This is a genomic window from Stenotrophomonas sp. GD03877, from assembly GCF_029840555.1.
Classification (GTDB): domain Bacteria; phylum Pseudomonadota; class Gammaproteobacteria; order Xanthomonadales; family Xanthomonadaceae; genus Stenotrophomonas; species Stenotrophomonas geniculata.
In genome coordinates, this window is record NZ_JAOCCT010000013.1 from 22,793 (window position 1) to 47,604 (window position 24,812).

The following is a 24,812-nucleotide window of genomic DNA, read 5'->3' on the forward strand; positions in this document are numbered from 1 at the left end:
GCGCACTACGGAGATCCGAACATGAATTCGACCATGAAGGCCGCTGTCGTGCGTGAGTTCGGCAAGCCACTGGTGATCGAGGAAGTCCAGGTACCGCGCCCGGGGGCGGGCGAAGTACTGGTCAAGATCGAGGCCTGTGGCGTCTGCCACACCGACCTGCACGCCGCCGAGGGCGACTGGCCGGTGAAACCAAACCCGCCGTTCATCCCCGGTCACGAGGGCGTGGGGCACATCGTGGCCGTGGGAGGCGGGGTAGGGCACGTCAAGGAAGGCGACAGGGTCGGCATCCCCTGGTTGTACTCGGCGTGTGGCCATTGCGAACACTGCCTGGGCGGCTGGGAAACGCTGTGCGAGACGCAGCGCAACACCGGCTACTCGGTCAACGGCGGCTTCGCCGAGTACGCACTGGCCGATGCCAACTATGTCGGCCTGCTTCCGAAGGAAGTGGGCTTCGTCGAGATCGCGCCGGTGCTGTGCGCCGGCGTGACCGTCTACAAGGGCCTGAAGGTGACCGACACCAAGCCAGGGGACTGGGTGGTGATTTCCGGCATCGGCGGCCTGGGCCACATGGCCGTGCAGTACGCCCGCGCAATGGGCCTGAACGTGGCGGCGGTGGACGTGGACGACAACAAGCTGGCGTTGGCCCGGCAGCTCGGCGCGCAGATCACCGTCAACGCGCGCACCACCGACCCCGCTGCCTTCCTGAAGAAGGAAATCGGCGGCGCGCACGGCGCCCTGGTCACCGCGGTGTCGCCGAAGGCGTTCGAGCAGGCGCTGGGCATGGTCCGCCGTGGCGGTACCGTTTCGCTCAACGGTCTGCCGCCGGGCAACTTCCCGCTGGACATCTTCGGCATGGTGCTCAACGGCATCACCGTGCGGGGCTCGATCGTCGGCACCCGGCTGGACCTGCAGGAGTCGTTGCAGTTCGCCGCCGAGGGCAAGGTCGCCGCCACAGTCAGCACCGACCGCCTGGAAAACATCAACGAGGTGTTCGCGCGCATGCACGCGGGCACCATCGAAGGCCGCGTGGTGCTCGACTTCGCCGCCTGACCGCCTGTGCATGGCCGCCGTCGCTCCGTCCCCCTCTCCCACGGACGCGGCGGCCATGCCGATCCATCGGTAGTACCGGCCGCAGGCCGGCAAACCCCAGGCACGCCGCACAGCCGTACAATGCGCGCATGCCCGGCCTGCTCAAGACCCTGTTCCTGTCCTTCGTCGCCCTGATCGGCGGCGTGCTGTCGCTTGCGCTGGTCAGCAGCGTCGCCAGCTGGCTGCCCCCGCTGGTGGGCATGTCGCCGGACAACAACAGCGTGCAGCTGGGGTGGGATCTGGCCTTCAGCGTGCTCGGTGGCATCGCCGGCATTTCCTTCGCCACCTACTACGCGCCCTGCTGGCCACGCTCGCATGGTTTTTCCATCTGGTCACTGATCGCGCTGGGCTGCGGCTACGCGGTGTGGACTGCAGGCGCGGATTTCCCGCTCTGGTTCGTCATTTCGCTGCTGGCGTCGCTGCCGTTGCAGCTGCTGATCGGCTGGTGGTTCGGCCGCCTTGCGTCGCGCGACGCAAGGTAACGCCGCCCCTGTAGAGCCGAGCCCATGCTCGGCTGCCTGTGTCGATGTGCATGCAAGCCGAGCATGGGCTCGGCTCTACAGGTCCATGCGCGGCAGCGTCTGCTTCAACCGCGCGATGCCCTGCCATGGGTCACCCTTCAGCCGCTTCGCCCGCGCCAGCGCCTTGGCCATCGGAAACGCGTCGGCCGCACTGACGCGTGCAAGCTCTTCCCAGCGCAGCGGCACTGCCACGCCGGCGCTGTCGCGTGCACGCAGCGACCACGAGCACACGCTGGTAGCACCCCGTGTGTTGCGCAGCCAGTCGATGAAGATCACCCCGCCGCGCTTGGCCTTGCTCATCGTCGCCACGTAGCGATCAGGCTGCTCCAGCGCCATTGCCTGCGCGAACGCCTCGCAGAACGCCTTCGCCTCGTCCCAGCCTGCCTTGGGCTGCAGCGGCACCACCACGTGCAGGCCCTTGCCACCGGACAGGCGTACGAAGCTCTTCAGGCCCACCTGCTGCAGGCGGTCACGCACATCGCGTGCACCGGCTCTCACCTGCGCCCAGCTGACGCCTTCGCCGGGGTCGAGATCGAACACCAGACGATCCGGATGTTCGGGATCGGCCACGGTCGCGCCCCAGGGATGCAGCTCCAGGGTGTTCATCTGCACCAGCTGCAGCAGGCCGCGCGTGTCGTCGATGTAGACGTAATCCTCGCGGCCGCTCTTCTGCTGCAGGGGCACCGCATGTACCGCATCGCCCAGGCCGGGACCATGGTGCTTCTGGAAGAAACAAGCCTTGCCTACGCCGTCCGGGCAGCGCAGCAGTGACAGTGGACGTCCGGCGATTTCGGGCAGGATCCAGCGCGCCATGCGCTGGTAGTAGTCGGCCACGTCGCCCTTGCGCAGTTTCTGCTTTGGAAACACCACCCGCTCCGGATGAGTGATCTGGACCTCACCTCCGGCTTCGGCATCTGCGGTGCTCATTCCCAGGTCCTCCTTCTGCTTGTCGCTGCGCAGCCGCTTGAAACTGGCCTGGCGCAGCAGGCCTTCCTTGCCCCAGCCACGGAACGCCACCTCCGCCACCGCCACTGGTGTCACCCAGCGTACGCTGGCAGCGCGGAACGGCACATGCGCCGGCAGCTGCAGCACGGGCGTCTTCACTGCCAATGGCCGCAGTGCCTTGAGCAGCGCACGCAGGCTTTCATCGTCGAAGCCGGTGCCAACGCGGCCGACATAGCGCAGGCCAGCCTTGTCCGGCGTGGCCAGAAGCAGCGAACCGAATCCCACCCGGGAACCCTTGGGTGCCGTGTAGCCGACAATCACGAACTCGTCGGTGTCTTCGTGCTTCACCTTCACCCAGCTGCGCGCGCGGGTATTCACGTACGGCGCATCCACCTGCTTGCTGACGATGCCTTCAAAACCGGCCTCGCCGCTGGCATCGAATACCTGCGGCCCATGGTCGATCACGTGTTCGCTGAAGGCCAGGGTGCCGGGCGCTGGCCCGATGAGGTCCTTCAGCAGCGCCTTGCGCTCCACCAGCGGTGCACGACTGATGTCCACGCCGGCCACACCCGGAAGATCGAACACGATGTAGCGCAGCGGTTGTTTCGAACTGCCGTCGATCACGCGCTGCAACGCGGCGAAGTCACTGCGTCCTTCCTTGTCCAGCACCACCAGCTCACCGTCCAGTCGCGCATCACGCACCGGCAGCGCCCGCACGGCCTGCACGACCTCGGGAAAATCGGCCGTCCAGTCCAGGCCGTTGCGCGAGCGGAGTTTCACCTCGCCATCGTGCAGGTCGGCCAGCAGCCGATAGCCATCCCACTTGATCTCATGCAGCCAGCGCTCGCCGTCCGGGGCACTGTCGCGATGATCGGTCAACTGCGGTTTGAACCCGCGGGGATAGGGCGTATCACGTGCGCCGTGCAGCTGCAGTGCGCATGCATGCCAGCGCGCATCGGCCTTGCGTGTGGTCGTCCGTGCGGCGGGGACCGAGCGCACCGCCTTCCCTGCGGAACGCTTCTTCGCCGCAGGTGCTCGTTTCGGCATCGGTGGCGTCAGCAGGTCATCCGCCTCGGCGTCGCGCGCTTCACCATCGTCGCGCTTGATCAGCAGCCACTGCACCTGGCGTGCTTTCATCGCGGTGCGCACCAGCTTCCAGCCACCGGCCAGGCGTTGTCCATGCAGCACGAAGTCGATCTTTCCTGCCGCCAGCGCCTGCAGCGGATCACCTTCGCAGGCCCAGGTTCCCTGATCAAACACCTCGACGTGGCCCGCGCCGTAGTGACCTTCGGGAATGTCTCCCTCGAAGGTGGCGTAGGACAGCGGGTGATCTTCCACTTCCACGGCCAACCGCTTCTCACCGACGCGAAGCGAAGGACCTTTCGGCACCGCCCAGCTCTTCAGCACGCCGTCCATCTCAAGGCGGAAGTCGTAGTGGCGCGAGCTGGCATGGTGCAGCTGGATGACGAAGGTCGGCCGCCGCCTCGGATCACCGCGGACGCGCGTGTCGTCAGGCTCCGGTGTCTGCCCGGCGCCACCGCCAAGTCGGCGTTTGCGCCGGTACTGGTGCAGCGACATGGTTCAACCTGCCTTGCGCCGGGTGGTTTTCTTCACGGCCTTTTTGGCGGTCTTCTTCGCAGCCTTCTTCGCCGGTGCCTTGCGCGTCGCTGTCTTCTTCGCCGGCGTGCGCGTGTTCGCGTCCAGGCTCTTCTGCAGCAGTGCCATGAAATCGACCACGTTGGTACTGGCGTCCTCGCGCGGTGCCGGCTCATCGTCCACCCGCGTGGTGCCGCCCTTGGACTTGATGCGCTTGTTCAGCACCTGCTGCAGGCGCTCGCGGAATTCATCGTGGTACTGCGACGGGTCCCAATCACCGGACATCGACTCGATCAACTGCTCGGCCATCGCCGTTTCCTTGCTGGTGATGCGGTAGTCGGCGAGCTTCCCGGTGGGCAGCTTGTAATCCTCGGGATCCACCAGTTCCTGCGGATAGCGCAGGATCATCAGCACCAGCGCGTCCTCATGCGGCATCACCGCACACAGGTATTCCCGTGTGCGCACCACTACCCGTGCGATGCCCACCTTGCCGGTACTGCGCAATGTCTCGCGCAGCAGCACGTAGCCCTTTTCGGCCTTCTTGCCGGGTACCAGCAGATAGGGTTTCTCGTAGTAGCGCGGGTCGATCTGCGCCGCATCCACGAACGATTCCACCTCCACCGCTTCGTGGCTTTCCGGCGCGGCCGACCGGATATCACCTTCCTCCAGCACGACGTAGCTGCCCTTGTCGTACTCATAGGCTTTGACGATGTCCTTCCAGGGCACTTCCTCGCCGGTGTCGGCGTTGACCCGTTCGAAACGGATCGGCTTGCGATCGCGGGAGTCGAGCATGCGGAACTGCAGATCGACCTTGCGTTCGCACGGACATCAGCGACACGGGCACATTGAGCAGGCCAAACGACAGCGTGCCGGTCCAGATCGGGCGGGCCATGGGCGTACCTTTGGCGGGGCAGGGTGCCCAGCGTGGGCCGGAGGGCGTAAACCAACCGTGTCCGTGCCGTGCACGTCAGGTGGCGCGACCACTTGGCTGTAGAGCCGAGCCCGCGCTCGGCTGCTTCAAGTGCCCGCCACTACTGCAGCAACGGCCTCACCGCCGCCGCCGGAATATGGTCCAGTGCGCGCCAGGCGTCCTCCACCACCGGCCGTGCCTGCGACCAGCTCAACCGCGACTGCCCGCGCATCTGCTCCCAGTGCTCGGCCAGTTCCTCGCAAGTATCGGCGGCATCACCACGTGGCCAATCCGCGGCATGGGTGGTCAGCGCGAAGGCATACACCGGGCACAGATCACGCCAGTTGCGGTGGCTCTGGCCACGCCTCTCCTCGTAGTCGCTGAGCATGTACTGCAGGTAATCCTGTGCCACCGCCTGCGGATCTTCCTGGCGGCGCGTGCGGCGCTGGGCGGTGCGCTGGCCAAGCGGATCGAGCAGGGCATTGAACACGGACGGTGCGGGTCGTTCAAGACGGGGCATGGCCGGCTCCTGCAGCGGGGGCGGGTGGGCAGGAATACGCGCGGTGCCGTTACCGGGGGGTGAGCGAGATGTTCATGACGCCAGGTTCGCAGTGGCTTTACCTGCAGAGCGGTGTAGTGGGAGCCCCGAGTTCAGGTACCAGACCATGAGCCGAGAGACCTCACGAGACCCGATGCGGGAAAACCACCCGCCCCTTCCCGGTGAACAGCGCGGCAAGCGCGATGCCGACAACGCCGACTACCGCGGCACCGGTGCGCCGTTCTTCGATGCCGAGCACGGTGACGACCATCTGCCGGTGAGACATGTGGCTGAACAGGCGGCCCAGGACCGCAAGGATGGCGGTGACCGCCATCGCGGTGGCCAGGAGAGCCCGCTCAAGCGCCGCGAGCGCAAGCAGCGCGCCAGCGACAACCAGGACGAGGCGCTGGAGGAAACCTTCCCCGCCAGCGACCCGACCTCGCCGTTCGTACCGGCCAAGGCCCCCGATTGACCGGTCGTGCCGGCCGCTGGCCGGCAACCTCCTGACGCCCCGCGCGGTGCGATGCTGGCCAGCGGCCGGCACTGCCAAGTCAACGCCACGACCACTGCAGGCCGACGTTGGCTCGCCGACCCGGGCCCGGTTCGTAGAAGCGGCCATTGCCGTCATTGACGATCACCGAGCCGATATAGGCCTGGTCCAGCACGTTCTCCAGTCGGGCGAAGGCGCGCAGCTCGCCACCCGGCAGGGTCCAGCGACGGCCGGCTTCCAGGTGCAGCAATGCGTAGCCCGGCGCGCGTTCGGTGGCCACGTCGTTGACCACGGTATCGGTGCTGGCCGAGGCCTCCAGCGCCCACTGCCAGTCGGCAGGGCTCCACTGCAGGCGGGCGAAGGCCTGCTGGCGTGGCACGCCGGGCAGGCGGCTACCTGCGGCCACGAAGGTGTTCGAGGTCAGGTACGGTGCACGCACCTGCGCCTGCAGCCAGGTCCAGGCCAGCTGCAGTTCCAGCTGCTCGGCCAGTGGCTGGCGGTATTGCAGTTCCACGCCCTGGCGGCGGGTGCGCCCGATGTTGCGATAGGTGCTGCGCCCTCCGGTGTTGCTGGCAACGGCCAGCTCATCGTCGGTATCTGCACGGAACAGGCTGATATCGAGCTGGGTTCCGCCCTGCGCGTGCCACTTGCTGCCAATCTCCAGATTGCGGCTGCGGGCGGCCGCCAGATCCAGTGCCAATCCCGCCTGCCCGTCGGCGCGATAGCCCAGTTCGTTGAAGGTGGGGGTTTCGAAACCGCGGCCGACCGCAGCATGCAGCCGCCACTGCGGGTTGGCCTCGAAGCTGATCCCGGTCACCGGCGTGGTGGCCTGGTAGCGCCGGCGGCCACTGTCATCCGGGTTGCGGCCGATGATGTAGCGGTCGTCGGATTCGAAGCGCACGGTGCTGTGGCGCAGGCCAGCCAGCAATGACCAGCGTGGACTCCACTGCCACCACGCCTGCGCGAACTGATCGATGTTATGCACGGTGTCGATCTGGTCTCTGCGCAGGCGCCCACGTACGCCCAGCGTGCTGCCGATGAAGTTCTCGTAGCCGGTGCGGTGCTGGCGCTGGCGGTCGGCGCTGAGCCCGGCCACCAGGTCCAGCGGTCGCCCCGCCAGATCGCCGTGCCAGCCCCAGCGCGCGTCCAGCCCGCCGTAACCGGCGTCCAGATCGATCACGCCGCCGGCATGCAGGGGGTTGGCCTGGGCGGTCGGCGGGATCGGCAGGTACTGGCGTACCGCGCGCTGCCCGGCATAGCCCATCAACTGCCAGCGCTGCGCTCCCGTTTCACGGGTCCAGCGCAGACCAGCCTGCTGCTGGCGCACCGATTTGCGGGTGTTGTACTGGTGCGCAACTGCCGTGGCCTGGCGCGGATCAGCCGCCACCTGGGCACGGGTCAGGCCCAGCGGATCCTGTGCATCGGGGGCATCGAGCGCATTGAGCAACAGCTCCAGCCGCCCACCGCCCAGCGCACCACCGATGCGTGCGTTGAGCGATTCACGGCGCGCACGGCTATGGTCCCGCCAGCCATCGGTGCGGAAGTGATTGGCGGCGATGTTGTAGTCCAGCAGTTGGCCGGCACCCTTCAGCTGCGCGCCGACACTGAGCGTGTTGTCGGCGCCAGCGTTGAGCCGCAACCGCCACGGGTCGCCGGCCTGGCCCTGCGCGCTCCAGACCTGCAGCACGCCACCGGAGGAGTTGCCGTACAGCGCCGAGAACGGCCCGCGCAGCACGTCGATGCGCTCGGCGCCCAGCAGGCTGGCGTGTGACAGCTGGCCCTGGCCATCGGGCATGGTGGCCGGCACGCCGTCGATCAACACCCGCACCCCGCGCACACCGAAGGTCGAGCGCGCGCCGAAGCCACGGATCGACAGCTGCGTGTCCTGCGCGAAGTTCTGCCGGTCGCGCGCCAGCAGCCCCGGTACCCCGGCCAGCGCCTCGGACAGCTGCGCGCCGGTGCCAGCGCGGCTGGCATCGATCCAGACCGTGTCCTGGCTGGCCGGCAGCGCGAACGGGTCGATGCCCGGCACCCGTGCGGCCTGTACCTGCACCGCAGGCAGGGCGGTGGGCGCAGGCTCGGCCACCGCTGTCCAGGGCGACAGCAGCAGGGCAGACAGCGGCAGGCAACAGCGTCGTGCGGCGGGATTCATGATTCAGGTTGATGGATCGGGCGGCAACGCACGCCATGGTACGGGGCCGCGGATGACGATGGCGGCGGCCAGCCCCGGCAGGCTTTGTTACGATGGGCTGTTTCCGGCCGAAAAGCCGCGAACCGCGTGGCGCAATTCCTCCCCCTTTCCGTCTACCGAACGAGTACCGCCGTGTCCTTCTTTGCAAACGTGGAACTGGTCCCAGGCGACCCGATCCTGGGCCTGACCGAGGCGTACAACGCCGACAGCCGCCCGACCAAGGTCAACCTGGGTGTGGGCATCTACTACGACGAGAGCGGCCGCATTCCGCTGCTGCGCGCCGTCAAGCAGATCGAGCAGCAGCTCGCCGCTGAAGCCAAACCGCGCGGCTATCTACCGATCGATGGCCTGCCGGCGTACACGCAGGCCACGCGTGAGCTGGTGTTCGGCAAGGACTCGCCGCTGCTGGCCGCCGGCCGCGTCACCACCGCACAGACCGTTGGTGGCAGCGGTGCGCTGCGCGTCGGCGCCGACGTGCTGAAGAAGCTGCTGCCGCACGCCACCGTTGCGCTGAGCAACCCGAGCTGGGAAAACCACCGCGCCGTGTTCAGCGCGGCCGGTTTCGAGGTGCTGGACTACACCTACTTCGACCCGACCACCCATGGGGTTGATTTCGACGGCCTGCTGGCCGACCTGGGCAAGCTGGAAGCCGGCACCGTGGTGCTGCTGCATGCCTGCTGCCACAACCCCACCGGTGCCGACCTCACGGTCACCCAGTGGAAGCAGGTCGCCCAGCTGCTGAAGGACCGCCAGCTGTTCCCCTTCATCGACATGGCCTACCAGGGCTTCGACAAGGGCATCGAGCAGGACGGCGCCGCGGTGCGCATCATCGCCGAAGCCGGCATCGACAGCTTCATCGTCGCCAACTCGTACTCCAAGTCGTTCTCGCTGTATGGCGAACGCGTGGGTGCGCTGTCGATGGTGGCGCCGACCGCCGCTGACGCCAAGGCCGTGCAGTCGCAGGTCAAGCGCGTGATCCGCACCATCTACTCCAGCCCGTCCACTCACGGTGCTGCGCTGGTGGCCGGCGTACTGACCAACCCGGAACTGCGCGCGATGTGGGAGCAGGAGCTGACCGAGATGCGCGAGCGCATCCACGCCCTGCGCCACGGCCTGGTCGAGAAGCTGGCCGCTGCCGGTGCCCCGCAGTTCGGTTTCATCAACGAGCAGGCCGGCATGTTCTCCTACTCCGGCCTGAGCCGTGAGCAGGTCGAACGCCTGCGCGACGAGTTCGGCATCTACGCCGTCGGCACCGGCCGCATCTGCGTGGCCGCGCTGAACCAGAACAACCTGGAATACGTCGCCAAGGCCGTGGCCACCGTCGCCAAGGGCTGAAGCAAGGCTGCACGGGTTTGAGAACAAAGGCGCCGAAAGGCGCCTTTGTTTTTGCTTCTGCTTTGCCTTTGCCACACCCTCCGCGCTCGCGGCGAACCCTGAAGCGCAGGGCGAGGCACACCGTGGCCAGGACCGTGAGGCGCATGGATGCGCCGACCGAGCCCCCATGGATGGGTTTACGGCGTGTCCTGGCCACGGTGTGCCTCGCCCTGCGCCTCCATGAAGGAAGGCGCCGACAGCGCAACGCATCTGGAAACGATTACGCCTTCCCGCGCTCACGCACGGCCCCACCATACGGGCGACAATAGGCGTTTTCCCGCTGCCGAGACCTGCCCGACCATGTCCCGTACTTCGTTGACCCGCTTCCTGATCCAGGAACAGCACGCCGGCCGCATCAATGCCGACCTGCGCCAGCTGATCGCGGTCGTCGCCCGCGCCTGCACCAGCATCTCCATCGCCGTCAGCAAGGGCGCACTCGGTGGCGTGCTGGGCGATGCCGGTACCGGCAACGTGCAGGGCGAAGCGCAGAAAAAGCTGGACGTGATCAGCAACGAGATCCTGCTTGAGGCCAACGCGTGGGGGGGCCACCTTGCCGCCTGCGCCTCGGAAGAAATGGACCACAGCCAGCCGGTGCCGGACATCTACCCGCGCGGCGATTTCCTGCTGTTGTTCGATCCCCTTGATGGCAGCTCCAACATCGACGTCAACGTCTCCGTCGGCACCATCTTCTCGGTGCTGCGCTGCCCGACCAACGTGGAACTGCCGGGCGATGACGCGTTCCTGCAGCCGGGCAGCAAGCAGATCGCCGCCGGTTACTGCATCTACGGGCCCAGCACCCAGCTGGTGCTGACCGTCGGCCACGGTACCCACGCTTTCACCCTGGACCGCGAGAAGGGCGAGTTCGTGCTGACCACCGAGAACATGCAGATCCCGGCGGCCACCCAGGAATTCGCCATCAACATGTCCAACCAGCGTCACTGGGAAGCACCGATGCAGGCCTACGTGGGCGATCTGCTGGCAGGCAAGGAAGGCGCGCGTGGCAAGAACTTCAACATGCGCTGGATCGCCAGCATGGTGGCCGACGTGCATCGCATCCTGACCCGCGGCGGCATCTTCATCTACCCGTGGGACAAGAAGGACCCGTCCAAGGCCGGCAAGCTGCGCCTGATGTACGAAGCCAACCCGATGGGCCTGCTGGTCGAACAGGCCGGCGGCGCCGCCTGGACCGGCCGCGAGCGCATCCTCGACATCCAGCCCGACCAGCTGCACCAGCGCGTGCCGGTGTTCCTCGGCTCGCGCGAGGAAGTGGCCGAAGCCGTGCGCTACCACCACGCGCACGACGACGCACAGGGCTGACGGCCTATCGCCTGACAGCGGTCATGGCAGAACGATGACATGACCGTGGGGTGACACCAAGGGCGGCAAACGGCACCATCAAGCCGTTGCCGCCTAAGGAATGCACGCATGCACGAGCAGGGCCCGGTCGATTTCATCGAAGTCATCCACAACGCCGTCCCCAGCGAGGTCTGCGCGGCCATCGTTGAACGCCTGCGCGCCACGCGTGGCCTGCAGCCCGGTGCCGTGGGCAGTGGCGTGTTCCCGGAACTCAAGCACAGCAAGGATCTGCGTATCAGTGGCCTGGACGGCTGGCAGGATGTCGACCAGCAGCTGCAGATCGCGGTGTTCAATGGCCTGCTGACTTATCTACGCCGTTATCCACAGGCATTGATCGCCCCGCTGATGTTGCAGATCCAGGACAGCAACGGCCAACCGCGACGCCTGTCTGCCGAGGACTTCCCTGACATGCCGCCGCAGCAGCTGGCCGATCTGGCCCGCACCTGCCTGCGCCCAGGTGCGATCAACCTGCAGTGGTATGCGGCCGGCGAGGGCGGTTACCCGTACTGGCACTGCGAGCTGTACCCGAAGGATATGCAGGCTGAGACCCTGCATCGGCACGTGTTGTGGACGCTGTACCTCAACGACGACTTTGACGAAGGCGAGACCGAGTTCCTGTTCCAGGGGCGGAAGATCGCACCTCGTACCGGCAGCCTGCTGATTGCGCCGACTGCGTTCACTCATACCCATCGTGGCAATCGCCCGCAGGGTGGGGACAAGTTCATCGCGACCAGCTGGATCCTGTTCCAGAGTGCGCAGAAGTTGTTTGGGGGAGGCTGAGGCCATCGTACCCCTCCCGATTGGAGCCAGTATCCAGGGAAGTCCGCTATGCCGTCGGTGGATTACCGGGCGTCAGGAGAGCAGTAGTAGTCACCGCCCCTGTCCGAGTCCCAGTAGGTTCCTCCATAGAGCTTCACCGTACTGCCTCTTGTCGTCAGCTCTACCGAGCGCGCCAGGCGCTCCTCGCAGAAGACCATCAATCGGTAATGGCGCTGCCGTTTGTCTTTCTGCAGTCGCCACCGCTTCTCTGCGGCTTGTTTGATGAAGAAGGCAGCGATCTGCTCTGGATCAGATTCGAGTTCGGCGTCGAAGACGGCCCCCAAGAACGTGACCTTCGGCAAGAACTTAACGTCCGTGGGATGGACCCCTGTAGGAAGTTCAAAGGTCTCGGTAGCAGCGCGCAGTTCTGCTTCTGTTGGCTTTCCGGTCCAATCGCCGCCTCCGATGGATCCGAATATTGAAAGATAGGTACCGCCTATCAGAGCCGCAATGACAGCGCACAGGAGCAGATGGCGCAGCGGTACCTTTTTCATGGCCCATTCCCCGACTGCCGTTGTTCGCCGCTACTTGAATCCCGCAAGGCTTCAGTCGTCTTTGCACCGAGCACCGGGTCATTGATGCTCGACGGACCGGGGCGCTTGCGAGGACGACGTCGATACAGGATCCCTCCCGCTGCCCCACCAAATACGGCCATGCCGAGGCCGACGAGTTCTTCGCTGCCTAGCGGATCCGCTGACAGCAATTTGGCCGCTGTCAGTAGAAGAAAGTTCAATGGGAGCATCCACAGGAACGCGATGCCCAGCCAGTAGATGATCTTCATTTCATGCGCTCATGGATCCGGAAGCATCGACTCGAACCGGTAGGCGGATATGCCCCGCATCCATCATGCTGAACTCTTTCGTCCCTAGCTCTCGCAACTGGCGCATGTTTATTCCATAGCATTGAAACATCGAAATCAGCCCTGCTCGACAAAGATTCTCTTGCGTCGACATGCGCACTGTAAATCGAGTGTTCTGTCCTAGATTCGACGGGCTTTCGAATCGAGGACACATCACCCCAGCCCACATTCGTCTCCGGCACTGTATGGCCACTCCCTCAGTAGCCTGATGCTGTGCTCCACTCTGTATAGAGATATGGGAATTGGCAGCACCTAATGTTGATTGTTCCCGTCTGACCGGCACTTCCTAATAAATCCATCTCTGAACTCGTTGGGCCTTTGCGCACTGCCATTCGTCGTTAGGCGAACAAAAAGTGGCCCTTGGGGCTGTCCAGTTGCCATCGCGAACAGCGCACTCTGACCTTCTGGTCCATCGTGCACTGCAATCAGCGTGAACTCGCCTTTGGCGTACTTTCCACGGCGGCGCTCGCCGATTGTGAAGCCGGGATGTCCACCAATCAGTACGTCAATACGGCGCTTCCCGTCTACGAACACCCCGGTTTCAAAGTCAGGCCCAGGAGCGTCGGATTGAAAGCGCATGCCAGATTGAACCTCTGCGCATACGTTGAATCGCTTACTTATGGGGGCCAGCTCCTTGGCGTGGCAGCCCAGCATCATATAAGCGACTAAACAGCACAGTATGGCGGTCCTATTTGCATCCACACCCTTTGATAATTGCCTCATTGCCCGCCTTCAATACGTCTTCTATGTTTTTTTCATTGACGGAGTTCATGTTAATCGCTCTGCCCATGATTCCGGTTCCGTAATCAGGCAATCCCATCAGATGCCCTGCTTCATGAGCGAAGGTGGCTGCGCCCCACTGTCCAGGCAGATACCATACGCCCTCATTCATCCACACCCGATTTACCCAAGACTCATGATCGCCCTGGCGAATCGACACGGCGTTGGTTCTGACAGGATCGTACTTGTCCATTTGCATGACAACCGTCGTGACCTGGTACTTCCCGAATCTCCCAGTCCATGCCTTTTCGATTGCACTGGCCATCGCAGCCGCCTGAGCATTGCTTCCATTCTGGAAATTGATTGGCAAAGCGATGCCAACATTATTTCCTGATTTGGTACATGCATATGCGATAAGCCCGAGAGGATCGACATTGCTCATGGGATTGCCACCAACATATGCGTAGGTGTTGGCGCCACCTGCCAACCCGATCGGATCACTCTGCACATACCGGCCGATGCTCGCGTCATAGTCGCGGAAGCCGTTGTACCAGAGGCCGCTTTCCACATCGTAGTACTGGCCCGGGAAGCCAATGTTCAACCCGCCAATCTCATCCTTCTGGACACTGCGCCCATAGGCGTAGTTGTACGCCTTCCAGACGATCTGCTGGCTCGGGCTGGTGACGAACTCCGGGCGTCCAAGATGATCGGTATGCACATAATTGTGCTGCCCGCTGCGAGCCAAACCCACCAGTTCACCTTCGAACCAGAAATAGTTGGTCCACACGCCATTGTTCAGCTCGGTCATAAGCTGGTTTTGGCCAACGTAGAAGTAGCGACTGTTGGTGTTCTGGTTGATCTTTGCAACGCGCTGCCCCTGCGCATTGAGCACGTAATCAGTCGCAGTGCCACCGATGTTGCTGCGGCTCATGCGATTGAATGCATTGTACTCATAGGTGCTGATCCGGCTGCCTGCGGTCTCGCTGATACGATTTCCCAATGCGTCGTACTGGTACTGACGGCTGCCGTCCTGGTTGGTGTAGTTCAGCACCCGGTTGCTCCCCGGGTCGATGCTGTATTGGGTCAGCTGATTGCCTGCCTGATAGCGGTCGTGATTGCCGCCGGCATCGTAGGAAAGATTGTTGATGACACCGAAGCGGGTCAGCTTGGTCATACGACTCAACGCGTCGTAGCCGATCAACTGGGTCATGTTCGGGTCGACAGCGTCGACAATGGCGGTGATTTCGCCATCGCCGCTGTACTGATAGTCCCAATAGCTGACCTTGCTGCCATTGGGTCCCCAGACCGACATTGCGGTCAGCCGCCCCTCCTGATCATGGTTGTAGCCCCGGGCAAGCCCGTTGCCATAGGCCAGCCACTCATGCGCTCCCGTGACCTTCCAGTTGGCCTGGGAGATGATTGAGCGTTGAGTCCCGTCGACCTTCGCCATCAACGCACTTGGTTTTCCTTGGGAGCCATATGTGTAGGTCGCCTTGTCACCGTTGGGATAGGTGATCTCGCTCAGGCGATTGATGCCGTCGTCGTGCTGGCGAGCCGGCCACGTCCGTTCCCGAACACATTGGGGGTATAGGTGTAGCGATAGATGTTGCCGGCCGGATCGGTCACCTGGCTGACCTGTCCGTTGGCCCAGCCAAAGTTGACGCTGCGTCCAGAGAAGTGCGTCACCTTCTGCAAGTAACGGTCAGCATAGGAGAACGTCCAGCTCACGCCCTGCTCATTGCTGAGTCGGGTGATATAGCCCTCGGCGTTGTAGGTCTCCGTACCGTTGTTTTCGTTTCGAAGCGTAAACGTGCCATTGCCGTTCGCGGACAGGTACGCGATGGGCTGGGCCTTGTCCTCATACCAGCGACCGCTGGCCGGATCCTTGAGATACTTGATGCGACGACCGTCGGGCCGTTGCACCCACGCCAGCTGATTTGCATCGGTGAATGCGAGCGAATAGTCGAAGTTGCTCAGCCAGTGATTGCCGAACAGCCCGGTCGCGCTCCAGTAGTGATTGTAGTTGCGCTGCAGGAACAGGCCCATTTCGCCCTGGCTGGCGAAATCAAGTTCTGGTTCGACCTTGTTGCCGCTGTAGAGAACGACAGGATTACCCTTGCGGCCGTTGCAATCCTTCTCTTTGTCATCGGTCGGCTGCTCCTTCGCGGTTTCGGTCGGAATTGCACCGCCGCCGCCATTGTCCATTTGAGACTCGGACAGGTGTACACCACTGCCGCCGCCAAATCCAAAACCACCTACACCGCTACCTCCAGCAGGGCGTTTGGCGGTGACCTGAACGGTTTCGAGGGTGCTTGCCGCGGTTGCCAATGCCATCGGCAGGGAAAGCAGCGGCAGAAGAAGAAGACGGGACTGCAGGGTGTTCCGCGTTGCAACGTGCGTCATGCGCTTGCCTAGCTCCTCATCCGAGACCGACTCATTCAGTCATCGGGAATTCATGTTTGTAACGAGTCTATGACAGCACGCTGTAACGGTGCAATGGACGCACCTAATGTTTTTCGTGCATTGCCCATCAATGAGCTGGGTACAGCACAGCGCGACGAATCGCTGATGCATTCGCCAGCAGACGTACACGCCTCAGAAGAGCGAACCCTGCGGCGAATCCTTCTTCTGCGGCAGCGGCTTCACGAACCGGCTGCAGTCCAGCTTCGGCCAATGGCTGTTCTGCGCATTGAAGCCGAGGCGCTTGCGCGCCAGCTTGAAGCGGTTGTTCAACAGATCGGCATACACGCCCTGGCCGCGCATGCGCGTACCGAACTGGCTGTCGTAGTCCTTGCCGTCGCGCAGCTGCTGGATGGTGCTCATCACATGCGCGGCACGATCGGGATGATGGGTGTCCAGCCAGTCGCGGAACAACGGCGCCACTTCAAGCGGCAGGCGCAGCAGCACGTAACCAGCGGTACTGGCGCCAGCGTCGTGCGCAGCCTCCAGCACGGCCTCCAGCTCGCTGTCGTTGATCCATGGGATCACCGGCGCCACCATCACACCGACCGGAATGCCCGCTTCATGCAGACGCTTCATCGCGCGCAGCCGTGCATGCGGCGCCGATGCGCGCGGTTCCAGCTTTGCGGAAAGATGCGGGTCCAGCGAGGTCACCGAGAAGTGCACGCTGACCAGGTTCTCCGCCGCCAGCGGTGCAAGCAGATCGATATCGCGCTCGACCAGTGCGTTCTTGGTGATCAGCGAAAAAGGATGCTTGGTTTCCAGCATCACTTCTATCAGCTGGCGGGTCAGCTTGAACTTGCGCTCGATCGGCTGGTACGCATCGGTGTTGATGCCCAGCGCGATCGGCTGCGGCACGTAACCCGGCTTCGACAGCTCCTTGCGCAGCAGTTGCGGCGCATTGGTCTTGGCGAACAGCTTGGTCTCGAAGTCCAGGCCCGGCGACAGGTTCAGATAGGCGTGCGAGGGGCGCGCGAAGCAGTAGGAACATCAGCACTATATGTGTTCGAGGAAAAGTGTTCAGCACTGCGTCCCCTACGGCGGCTTCCCTACAGACTACCTGCGGAGTTCCGTCCTCTTGTATTCCAGCCCAAGGCGGTAAAGGGTAGGTTAGCCGGGCATTGCGACTACCCCCAGACTTGAGGCTCTGCGAGCAGGCCAATTCAGGATGAATTCTTCCTGCTCCGCAGTCTCCACTGCACCAGGGCGCACCGAGCGCACCTTAGCGATCGCATCGATGCCGTCTGGAGCGCAGCCCGTGTCAATGAGAAGCATCGACGCCACGGTCCCCGCTCGCCCTAGGCCTCCTTTGCAGTGCACCACGATCCTGCTTCCGGACAAGAGCTCGGCTGCGAACTGGGGTCCTGTGGATTGCCATGGCAGAAGCAGCCGTGCATCAGGAGCCGCACCATCCTTAATCGGTAGGCCGTGCCACATCAAGCCATGCGCTTTGGCACGCTCTGCCAAGGAGGTAATTCGTAGCTCTTCGAACTCCCACGGCTCAATCAACGTGATCAGATGCTGTGCTCCCCACGCGACTATCGACGCCAGATCGATATCCAAGTCTCGGGCCCAAGACCCCGTCATTGCGACGTCCTGATATTTTCCCGGTGCAAAGGTAACGCCGATCGCACCGCCATTCACGCCGATAGGCAGCGTCGCAATCTGCAGTGGATGAGAATTACTTGTTCTGCTCACCTGCGCTCTCCGAAATCAATGGCCCTGTTGGGCGAGAAGCGAACGCTGCGCCCTTTTAACCTGAAAGTCCAACGGTGAGCCTAGTGGTACGGATATGGTCTTACTGAATCCCATAAGCAGCGCAGAATCGCCCAACGCCTGAGAGAGGGGCCAGGCCCCATTCGACGTTGGAACGAGCCTGGAGGACGCGGTTCCAGAGAGCAGTGAGGCCCAGTTCCAGCCTCTGGCCGGCACCATCCTTACTGGGCGGCCGCTATCGGCCAGAAGCGGCAGCAGGCGCGGCGATACCTGAGGCAATGCGATCTGATCGGAGTGGGCTTAAGCGACGCCCTCCCTCGAGCGCCAAGCCATAACTGGATCAGGGGGGGCTCCAACTCAGGGCTCTCGACAACTCAGCTTGACTGCCTCTATTCTTCCTTTCATGTCCGCCTTCTCGGCCCGCCACCGTCGACTCATCCGGTTCAGCCTTTTCGTGCTGATGCTGTTGAGCGTCGTTGTTCGGCCGATCGTGATCCAACAGGGCGAGCTCCATACTGCCGAGCACGACATCGCTGCAACGGCAGAGCACGGGCACTCACACGGTCCTGGAACTGGCGACAACGTAGATCCGAAGCATGCATCGGGCGTGCACAGCGTCCTTCACCAGGCCGATGTGAGCTTTGCCGGCATGCTGGTGTCTTCGAATCTGAACCTAGCAACTGTTCCGCCGGCATCTTTACTGCCCGGCCTGCACTCCGTCGATGAGCCCTCTGGTCATCGCGGCTCGCCATTCAGACCTCCGATCGTCTGACGACACCTGCCGCGCTGTAGCGGCCTGAGCGCGCTGTCCACCCAATGTTGGCCGGCAGCGCGTCGTCATGACCATCGTCGGAGATTTTCCGTGAAATTACGTAGTTTGTGGGCGCTCGCCATAGCCGGCGCCTACGGTGTGGCCGTGCCTGGCCATGCCGCTGAAGTGCTGCGCTTGGAGGATGTGGTCGCCCGCGCCCTCGGCACCCATCCCAGCGTCCAGGCAGACACCGCTCGACTGGAAGCTGTCAGAAGCCGGGCGGGCCGGGAGGCATTGCCTACGCCGCTCGTGCTGGGCGGCGAGCTTGAAAACGTGGCTGGCTCAGGCGGCCTGAGCGGCCTAGACGCCGCCGAATCCACCTTCCGCATCTCCAAGGTTCTAGAACTGGGTGGGAAGCGGGCTGCGCGCCAAGCGCTCGGCGGCGCCGAGGTGGACGCTGCCCGAAGCGAAGCGGACGTCACCCGTATCGCTATCGCAACTTTGGCCGCAGGGCGTTTCGTCGACGTGCTGGCCGCCCAGGAGCATGTCGAGCACGCCGAAGAGCGCATCAAAATGGCCAGCGCCATGCGCCGTGAAGTGGCCCGTTGGGTCGCGGCCGCCCGCAATCCCGACTCGGACCTGAGATCCGCCGAGATCGCCCTGCTCGATGCCGAGCTGAAGCGGGAGCAGGCATTGCAGGCTCTGGAAAGCGCGCGAATGTCGCTGGCTGCCACGTGGGGGGCGCCAAGTCCGGATTTCGGCTCGGTTGCAGGGGATACCGCGGTCCTTCCCCCTCTGGATGATTTTGATGATCTGAGCCGGCGCCTCGCCACGACACCACAACAGCGCGCCTTGGACGCTCAAGCCGGAGTTATAGATGCAAGGAGGGAGATCGCCCGCGCTAGCGCCAAGCCGGATGTCAGCGTTGGCCTCGGCATCCGCCGACTGGAAGCCACCAAGGACAGCGGCCTGGTGATGTCCGTCTCCGTCCCGTTGGGGAGCCGTCGGCGATCGGACTTCTCCGTGGCTGAAGCGGACTACGAACTCACCTCTCTCAAATACCGGCGCCAGGCGCAGATGCTGGAAATGCGTCAGGAGCTGTTTGGCATCTACCAACAGCTCAAGCAAGCGCAATCGGAAGTGGAGTCAGTGCGCCAGCGTCAGTTGCCAAAGGCCCAGCAGGCCTTTGATCAGAGCCGCAGGGGCTTTGAGGAAGGACGCTTCTCCTTCCTGGTACTCAGCCAGGCTCAGCAAAGGCTCTTCGATCTTCGCGAACGGGAAGTCGAAGCCGCCGCGCGCTATCTCCGTCTCCTGGTCGAGGCCGACCGCCTCACCGCTTCTGCCTTGGACATTCGCCCATGAACCGATACGTATTCCTGATCCTGCTTCCAATTGCCCTGGCTGCGTGCGGTGGCAACGAATCGTCGCAACGAGCAAAGCCAGAGGACACTGCTGCGACCGCAGGCGACTATGAGCGAGGGCCGCATCGCGGTCGCATGCTTCGCGACGGCGACTTCGCCCTTGAAGTAACTGTTTACGAAACCAATACCCCGCCTCATTTCCGGCTGTATGCCTATCGCAACGACAAACCGCTGGCACCTGGAGAAGTCAAAGCGACGATACAACTCAAGCGTCTGGACGGCGAAGTCAACAACTTCAGCTTTATTCCAGAGAAGGACTACCTGGTCGGCAGCGGGGAGGTGGTCGAGCCGCATTCCTTTGATGTCAAAGCCGATGCGGTGGTGGGTGGAAAGAACTACGCCTGGTCTTACGCCTCCTATGAAGGGCGCACCACGATAGATCCGAAAGCCGCTGCCGACGCAGGTGTCGTGGTCGAGTCCGCCGAACCGGGGACCATCCGGGACACCGTTTCCCTCATGGGCAACGTCGCGGTCGACACCGGCCGATTTGCTGCGGTCAAGGCACGCTTCCCTGGCGTGGTCCGCAGTGTGGCGGTCGAGATGGGACAACGCGTCTCGGCTGGTCAGACGTTGGCCACAGTCGAGGGCAATGACAGCATGCGGACCTACTCCGTCACGGCACCTTTCAGTGGAGTCGTACTCGCGCGCAGCACGTCGGTAGGCGATGTCGCTGCCGACAACACGCTGTTTGAAATTGCCGACCTTTCGGAGGTCTGGGTGGACCTGCGTGCGCTGGGAAGCGATGCCGAGCGACTGTCGCCAGGCCAGATGGTGACCATTCGCTCGGCAACAGGCGGTTTGGAAGCAACGGGAAAGCTGCAGGGCATCCTTCCGTTGGCCAGCGCTGGCCAGACCGTGGTGGCACGTGTGGCCCTTACCAACAGCGAGGGCAGGTGGCGACCAGGAATGGCCGTATCCGCCGAAGTCGTCATCGCGGAAACGGAGGTTCCATTAACAGTAAAGGAATCGGGCCTGCAGCGTTTTCGGGACTTCACCGTGGTATTCGCCCAAGTGGGCAACAGCTATGAGGTGCGGATGCTTGAACTGGGTAGGCGCGATGGCGATCGCGTGGAGGTACTGAAAGGGCTTAAGCCGGGAACCCGGTACGTTTCCGAGCAGAGCTACCTGATTCGTGCCGACATCGAAAAGTCCGGCGCAAGCCACGACCACTAAGGACGCACCATGCTAGAGCGAATCATTCGCGCGTCTATCGCGCACAGATGGCTTGTGCTCCTTCTGGTCCTGGCCCTCTCAGGCCTTGGGATCTGGAACTACAGCAAGCTTCCCATCGACGCCGTTCCTGACATTACCAATGTCCAGGTGCAGATCAACACCGAAGCTCCGGGCTACTCACCGCTGGAGGCCGAGCAACGGGTCACCTTCCCGGTCGAAACAGCGTTGGCCGGGTTGGCAAAGCTGGAATACACCCGTTCCATCTCACGCTACGGCCTGTCTCAGGTCACGGTCGTGTTTGAAGATGGCACAGATATCTACTTCGCCCGTCAGCAGGTCGCAGAGAGACTTCAGCAAGCGGGATCCCAATTGCCCGTGGGACTAAAGCCAAGCCTTGGACCGGTAGCGACGGGCCTGGGTGAGATCTTCATGTACACCGTGGAAGCGGAGTCCGGTGCTGAAGAGACGTGGACACCAATGGCGCTTCGTACGCTGCAGGACTGGGTGATCCGACCGCAGATGCGCCACTTGAAAGGCGTAACCGAGGTCAACACCGTCGGAGGCTATGTTCGCCAGTTTCACATCACGCCGGACCCGAAGAAGCTCCAAGCATACGGACTGACGCTGCAGGATGTGCTCGAAGCCGTGGCCCGCAGCAACACTAACGTGGGTGCCGGCTACATCGAGAAAAGCGGTGAGCAGTACTTGGTACGCGTGCCGGGCCAAGTGGCCGACATGGCGGGTTTGCGCAAGATCGTAGTGGCTAACCGTGATGGCATGCCATTGCGTGTTGGCGATCTGGCAGAAGTTGTAGAAGGCACCGAACTTCGTACAGGCGCGGCAACCAAGGATGGCAACGAAGTGGTCCTTGGTACGGCGTTCATGCTCATCGGCGAAAACAGCCGGGACGTGGCTCAGCGAACCGCGGCCAAGCTCAAGGACATCGACGCTACGCTGCCTGACGGCGTTCGGGCGCATCCTGTGTATGACAGAACCGAACTGGTGGATCGGACCATCGAGACGGTGAAGAAGAACCTCCTCGAAGGCGCCTTGCTCGTCATCGCGGTGCTCTTCCTGCTTTTGGGCAATCTTCGTGCGGCACTGATCACTGCGGCGGTCATTCCATTGACGATGCTGCTGACGATCACAGGCATGGTCCAGAATCGCGTCTCTGCGAATCTGATGAGCCTGGGCGCACTGGATTTTGGCTTGATCGTCGATGGGGCAGTCATCATCGTAGAGAACTGCCTGCGTCGCTTTGGCGAGCGGCAACACCTTCAGGGCCGTTTGTTGACTCGGGAAGAACGATTTTCCTTGGCGGCAAGTGCCAGTGCAGAGGTGATCAAGCCAAGCCTGTTCGGCCTTTTCATCATCGCGGCGGTCTACATCCCGATCTTTGCCCTCTCCGGCGTGGAAGGGAAGATGTTCCACCCGATGGCGCTTACCGTGGTCATCGCGCTTACCGGTGCCATGGCACTGTCCTTGACATTCGTACCTGCCGCTGTGGCTCAGTTCGTAACGGGAAAGGTTTCGGAGAAGGAAACCAAAGCCATGCGCCGAGTCACCAACGTGTATGGCCCGATGCTTGAGCGTGCCGTCAATGCACGCAAGGTAGTGGTGGCCTCTGCTGCGGTGCTCACCGTCCTGGCGGGCCTGCTTGCAAGTCGCCTCGGCACCGAGTTCATTCCGAACCTGGATGAGGGCGATATCGCCTTGCATGCGCTTCGAATTCCAGGGACCAGCTTGACCCAGGCGATCGGCATGCAACGTCAGCTGGAAGCGGCGATCAAACAGTTCCCCGAGGTAGATGAAGTCGTCGCAAAGATCGGCACTGCCGAGGTGGCCACCGATCCCATGCCCCCCTCCGTAGCCGACACCTTCATCATGCTCAAAGATCGGGACCAATGGCCTGATCCGCGCAAGCCGAAGGCACAGCTTGTTGCCGAGCTCGAGAAAGTGGTTCGCGCCATTCCTGGCAACAACTATGAGTTCACCCAGCCGGTGCAGATGCGGATGAACGAGCTCATTGCGGGCGTTCGGGCTGAGGTTGCTGTCAAGCTGTACGGCGACGACCTGGAGCAACTGGCAACCATCGGCAGCCAGGTAGAGAACGTTGCCAGTGAGATCCAGGGAGCGGCCGACGTGAAACTTGAGCAGATCACCGGTCTGCCATTGATGACGATCACGCCGGACCTGGATGCACTTGCACGATACGGCGTAGCCATTGACGACGTGCAGAAGACCATCTCGGTGGCGCTGGGAGGTGAATCGGTCGGCCAGGTGTTCGAAGGCGATCGGCGCTTCGATATCGTGGTTCGTCTGTCGGAGAACCTTCGCCAGGACGTCCGGACACTGGCGTCACTACCTGTGGCCGTCGCGCCCGGGGTGAGCACAGGCCAAGAGCGCAGCTTCGTGCCGCTGGGCCAGTTGGCCAAGGTCGAGATCGCGCCTGGTCCGAACCAGATCAGCCGTGAGAATGGTAAACGCAGGGTGGTGATCACAAGCAATGTGCGCGGGCGCGACTTAGGGTCCTTTGTCGAGGAGTTGCGCACCAAGGTCGGACAGGAGGTCCAGCTGCCGGAAGGGTACTGGATCGAGTACGGCGGCACGTTTGAGCAGTTGATCTCGGCAAGCAAGCGGCTGTCCGTCGTCGTGCCAGTGGTTCTGGTGATGATCTTCGGATTGTTGTTCATGGCATTCGGCTCAGGGAAGGACGCTGCGATCGTATTCAGTGGCGTGCCGCTTGCACTGACCGGGGGCGTGGTGGCGCTGTGGCTGCGCGACATTCCCATGTCCATCTCCGCAGGTGTGGGCTTCATCGCTCTTTCGGGCGTTGCCGTGCTCAATGGCCTGGTAATGATCAGCTTCATCAAGAACCTGCGGGAAGAAGGCGTCCCCCTGCACAAGGCTGTCACCGAAGGTGCTCTTACCCGCCTCCGGCCAGTCCTGATGACGGCCTTGGTGGCGAGTCTGGGCTTCCTTCCTATGGCCCTGAACGTCGGTGCTGGCGCGGAAGTTCAGCGTCCGCTCGCCACTGTTGTTATCGGCGGAATCATCTCTTCAACGCTGCTGACACTTCTCGTGCTGCCGGCGCTGTATCGATTGGTTCACCGCGAAGATTCTGTTCTGGAAAGTCGCTCCTCATGAACCACCCGTCCCCTTTCTGCACAAGGAACTTGTCTTTGACTTCTTCCAACAAGCTCTTTGCTTGGCTTTCGATGCTTGCCGCAGTCCTCCTGCCGTTTGCGGCGTTCGCGCACGGTGTAAGCGAGGGAGACCAGGCCTTCCTTGAAGAAAGCACCGGTAGGCAACTGATCGCGTTTACCTACCTTGGCGCCAAGCACATGGTGACTGGATACGACCACCTTCTATTTCTGTTCGGGGTGATCTTCTTCCTATACCGCATGCGGGACGTGAGCATCTACGTCACCTTGTTCGCCATTGGCCACAGCACGACGCTGCTGCTCGGCGTGCTCGGCGGCTTTCATGTCGACGCCTATCTGGTCGACGCGATCATCGGTCTCTCGGTGGTCTACAAGGCCTTGGACAACATGGGCGCGTTCAAGCGGTGGTTCGGCGTGCAACCCAACACCAAGATTGCAGTCCTTGTCTTCGGCTTCTTCCACGGCTTCGGCCTGGCCACGAAGCTTCAGGACTTCTCGCTATCGCCGGACGGGCTGGTCCCCAACATGCTTGCGTTCAACGTGGGCGTTGAGCTCGGCCAACTTCTGGCGCTTGCCGGCATCTTGATCGTGATGGGCTTCTGGCGTCGGCTGCCTTCCTTCAACCGCCAGGCCTACGGCGTGAACACCATCTTGATGACGGCCGGCTTCGTGCTCATCGGCATGCAGCTCACCGGCTACTTCGCTTCCTGATTTCTGAC

The 24,812-nt window shown here is 62.9% G+C and carries 19 protein-coding genes and 2 pseudogenes; 11 read left to right on the forward strand and 10 right to left on the reverse strand.

Going from position 1 to position 24,812, the window contains the following annotated elements:
* Positions 1-21: 21 nt before the first annotated feature.
* Both adhP and N5D20_RS11565 read left to right on the forward strand, forming a co-directional pair.
* A complete protein-coding gene (gene adhP / locus N5D20_RS11560) occupies positions 22-1,050 on the forward strand; it encodes an alcohol dehydrogenase AdhP (protein WP_049436145.1) in 1,029 nt (342 codons plus the stop codon).
* 128 nt (positions 1,051-1,178) lie between these two features.
* Positions 1,179-1,571: a hypothetical protein gene (locus N5D20_RS11565; protein WP_197578839.1), complete on the forward strand. Its 393-nt coding sequence runs from the start codon at positions 1,179-1,181 to the stop codon at positions 1,569-1,571.
* Positions 1,572-1,646: 75 nt separating this feature from the next.
* Here the strand turns inward: N5D20_RS11565 and ligD are convergent, their stop codons facing one another.
* The 3 genes and pseudogenes from ligD to N5D20_RS11580 all read right to left on the reverse strand — a co-directional run bounded on the left by ligD (position 1,647) and on the right by N5D20_RS11580 (position 5,581).
* Positions 1,647-4,133, reverse strand: a complete 2,487-nt coding sequence (gene ligD, locus N5D20_RS11570; protein WP_197578840.1) for a DNA ligase D — start codon at positions 4,131-4,133, stop codon at positions 1,647-1,649.
* 3 nt (positions 4,134-4,136) lie between these two features.
* Positions 4,137-5,043, reverse strand: a pseudogene (locus tag N5D20_RS11575) (Ku protein).
* Between the two features lie 139 nt (positions 5,044-5,182).
* Positions 5,183-5,581: a hypothetical protein gene (locus tag N5D20_RS11580; RefSeq protein WP_010487387.1), complete on the reverse strand. Its 399-nt coding sequence runs from the start codon at positions 5,579-5,581 to the stop codon at positions 5,183-5,185.
* 145 nt (positions 5,582-5,726) lie between these two features.
* Between N5D20_RS11580 and N5D20_RS11585 the strand changes: the two genes are divergently transcribed.
* Positions 5,727-6,071, forward strand: a complete 345-nt coding sequence (locus tag N5D20_RS11585; RefSeq protein WP_029380149.1) for a hypothetical protein — start codon at positions 5,727-5,729, stop codon at positions 6,069-6,071.
* Between the two features lie 79 nt (positions 6,072-6,150).
* On the opposite strand, the gene N5D20_RS11590 is transcribed toward N5D20_RS11585, so the two are convergent.
* Positions 6,151-8,241 carry a TonB-dependent receptor gene (locus N5D20_RS11590; RefSeq protein ID WP_197578841.1) on the reverse strand — a complete coding sequence of 697 codons (2,091 nt, stop codon included), beginning with the start codon at positions 8,239-8,241 and terminating at the stop codon, positions 6,151-6,153.
* A gap of 171 nt (positions 8,242-8,412) precedes the next feature.
* On the opposite strand from N5D20_RS11590, the gene N5D20_RS11595 reads away from it, so the two are divergent.
* The 3 genes from N5D20_RS11595 (at position 8,413) to N5D20_RS11605 (ending at position 11,790) form a co-directional block, all read left to right on the forward strand.
* Positions 8,413-9,615 carry an amino acid aminotransferase gene (locus N5D20_RS11595; protein ID WP_197578842.1) on the forward strand — a complete coding sequence of 401 codons (1,203 nt, stop codon included), beginning with the start codon at positions 8,413-8,415 and terminating at the stop codon, positions 9,613-9,615.
* A gap of 339 nt (positions 9,616-9,954) precedes the next feature.
* On the forward strand, positions 9,955-10,971 hold the full coding sequence (locus N5D20_RS11600; RefSeq protein WP_014035428.1) for a class 1 fructose-bisphosphatase: 1,017 nt from the start codon (positions 9,955-9,957) through the stop codon (positions 10,969-10,971).
* Positions 10,972-11,079: 108 nt separating this feature from the next.
* Positions 11,080-11,790: a 2OG-Fe(II) oxygenase gene (locus tag N5D20_RS11605; RefSeq protein ID WP_197578843.1), complete on the forward strand. Its 711-nt coding sequence runs from the start codon at positions 11,080-11,082 to the stop codon at positions 11,788-11,790.
* Positions 11,791-11,852: 62 nt separating this feature from the next.
* Here the strand turns inward: N5D20_RS11605 and N5D20_RS11610 are convergent, their stop codons facing one another.
* From N5D20_RS11610 to N5D20_RS11635, 6 genes and pseudogenes are all read right to left on the reverse strand, one after another.
* Complete coding sequence (locus N5D20_RS11610) at positions 11,853-12,323, reverse strand: hypothetical protein (RefSeq protein WP_241872984.1); 471 nt, start codon at positions 12,321-12,323, stop codon at positions 11,853-11,855.
* A complete protein-coding gene (locus N5D20_RS11615) occupies positions 12,320-12,610 on the reverse strand; it encodes a hypothetical protein (RefSeq protein ID WP_100053221.1) in 291 nt (96 codons plus the stop codon). Before N5D20_RS11615 ends, N5D20_RS11610 begins: the two co-directional genes overlap by 4 nt.
* 766 nt (positions 12,611-13,376) lie before the next feature.
* Entirely contained in the window at positions 13,377-14,858 is a 1,482-nt protein-coding gene (locus tag N5D20_RS11620) for an RHS repeat-associated core domain-containing protein (RefSeq protein ID WP_279914618.1), read from the reverse strand.
* Positions 14,859-14,929: 71 nt separating this feature from the next.
* Positions 14,930-15,811: an RHS repeat domain-containing protein gene (locus N5D20_RS11625; protein ID WP_279914616.1), complete on the reverse strand. Its 882-nt coding sequence runs from the start codon at positions 15,809-15,811 to the stop codon at positions 14,930-14,932.
* Between the two features lie 192 nt (positions 15,812-16,003).
* Positions 16,004-16,858: pseudogene (locus N5D20_RS11630) on the reverse strand (PA0069 family radical SAM protein); the annotation flags it as partial.
* A 120-nt stretch (positions 16,859-16,978) separates the two neighbouring features.
* Positions 16,979-17,566 carry a cyclin-dependent kinase inhibitor 3 family protein gene (locus N5D20_RS11635; protein ID WP_012478648.1) on the reverse strand — a complete coding sequence of 196 codons (588 nt, stop codon included), beginning with the start codon at positions 17,564-17,566 and terminating at the stop codon, positions 16,979-16,981.
* 397 nt (positions 17,567-17,963) lie between these two features.
* Here N5D20_RS11635 and N5D20_RS11640 point away from each other — a divergent pair, with 397 nt between their 5' ends.
* The 5 genes from N5D20_RS11640 to N5D20_RS11660 all read left to right on the forward strand — a co-directional run bounded on the left by N5D20_RS11640 (position 17,964) and on the right by N5D20_RS11660 (position 24,804).
* Positions 17,964-18,356 carry a hypothetical protein gene (locus N5D20_RS11640; RefSeq protein ID WP_229298500.1) on the forward strand — a complete coding sequence of 131 codons (393 nt, stop codon included), beginning with the start codon at positions 17,964-17,966 and terminating at the stop codon, positions 18,354-18,356.
* A 90-nt stretch (positions 18,357-18,446) separates the two neighbouring features.
* The gene (locus N5D20_RS11645; protein ID WP_012478646.1) at positions 18,447-19,697 is read left to right on the forward strand and encodes a TolC family protein; all 1,251 of its coding nucleotides are present in this window, start codon (positions 18,447-18,449) and stop codon (positions 19,695-19,697) included.
* Positions 19,694-20,929, forward strand: coding sequence for an efflux RND transporter periplasmic adaptor subunit (locus N5D20_RS11650; protein WP_005411786.1), 1,236 nt, complete (start codon positions 19,694-19,696; stop codon positions 20,927-20,929). Before N5D20_RS11645 ends, N5D20_RS11650 begins: the two co-directional genes overlap by 4 nt.
* 9 nt (positions 20,930-20,938) lie before the next feature.
* Complete coding sequence (locus tag N5D20_RS11655) at positions 20,939-24,076, forward strand: CusA/CzcA family heavy metal efflux RND transporter (protein WP_012478645.1); 3,138 nt, start codon at positions 20,939-20,941, stop codon at positions 24,074-24,076.
* The gene (locus N5D20_RS11660; RefSeq protein WP_012478644.1) at positions 24,073-24,804 is read left to right on the forward strand and encodes a HupE/UreJ family protein; all 732 of its coding nucleotides are present in this window, start codon (positions 24,073-24,075) and stop codon (positions 24,802-24,804) included. The genes N5D20_RS11655 and N5D20_RS11660 overlap by 4 nt, the downstream gene beginning before the upstream one ends.
* Positions 24,805-24,812: the final 8 nt, after the last annotated feature.

Coding starts and splice junctions, on each gene's coding strand:
- adhP (WP_049436145.1), top strand. CDS start 22: ATGAATTCGACCATGAAGGCCGCTGTCGTGCGTGAGTTCGGCAAGCCA.
- N5D20_RS11565 (WP_197578839.1), top strand. CDS start 1,179: ATGCCCGGCCTGCTCAAGACCCTGTTCCTGTCCTTCGTCGCCCTGATC.
- ligD (WP_197578840.1), bottom strand. CDS start 4,133: ATGTCGCTGCACCAGTACCGGCGCAAACGCCGACTTGGCGGTGGCGCC.
- N5D20_RS11580 (WP_010487387.1), bottom strand. CDS start 5,581: ATGCCCCGTCTTGAACGACCCGCACCGTCCGTGTTCAATGCCCTGCTC.
- N5D20_RS11585 (WP_029380149.1), top strand. CDS start 5,727: ATGAGCCGAGAGACCTCACGAGACCCGATGCGGGAAAACCACCCGCCC.
- N5D20_RS11590 (WP_197578841.1), bottom strand. CDS start 8,241: ATGAATCCCGCCGCACGACGCTGTTGCCTGCCGCTGTCTGCCCTGCTG.
- N5D20_RS11600 (WP_014035428.1), top strand. CDS start 9,955: ATGTCCCGTACTTCGTTGACCCGCTTCCTGATCCAGGAACAGCACGCC.
- N5D20_RS11605 (WP_197578843.1), top strand. CDS start 11,080: ATGCACGAGCAGGGCCCGGTCGATTTCATCGAAGTCATCCACAACGCC.
- N5D20_RS11610 (WP_241872984.1), bottom strand. CDS start 12,323: ATGAAAAAGGTACCGCTGCGCCATCTGCTCCTGTGCGCTGTCATTGCG.
- N5D20_RS11615 (WP_100053221.1), bottom strand. CDS start 12,610: ATGAAGATCATCTACTGGCTGGGCATCGCGTTCCTGTGGATGCTCCCA.
- N5D20_RS11620 (WP_279914618.1), bottom strand. CDS start 14,858: ATGGCGAAGGTCGACGGGACTCAACGCTCAATCATCTCCCAGGCCAAC.
- N5D20_RS11625 (WP_279914616.1), bottom strand. CDS start 15,811: ATGACGCACGTTGCAACGCGGAACACCCTGCAGTCCCGTCTTCTTCTT.
- N5D20_RS11650 (WP_005411786.1), top strand. CDS start 19,694: ATGAACCGATACGTATTCCTGATCCTGCTTCCAATTGCCCTGGCTGCG.
- N5D20_RS11655 (WP_012478645.1), top strand. CDS start 20,939: ATGCTAGAGCGAATCATTCGCGCGTCTATCGCGCACAGATGGCTTGTG.
- N5D20_RS11660 (WP_012478644.1), top strand. CDS start 24,073: ATGAACCACCCGTCCCCTTTCTGCACAAGGAACTTGTCTTTGACTTCT.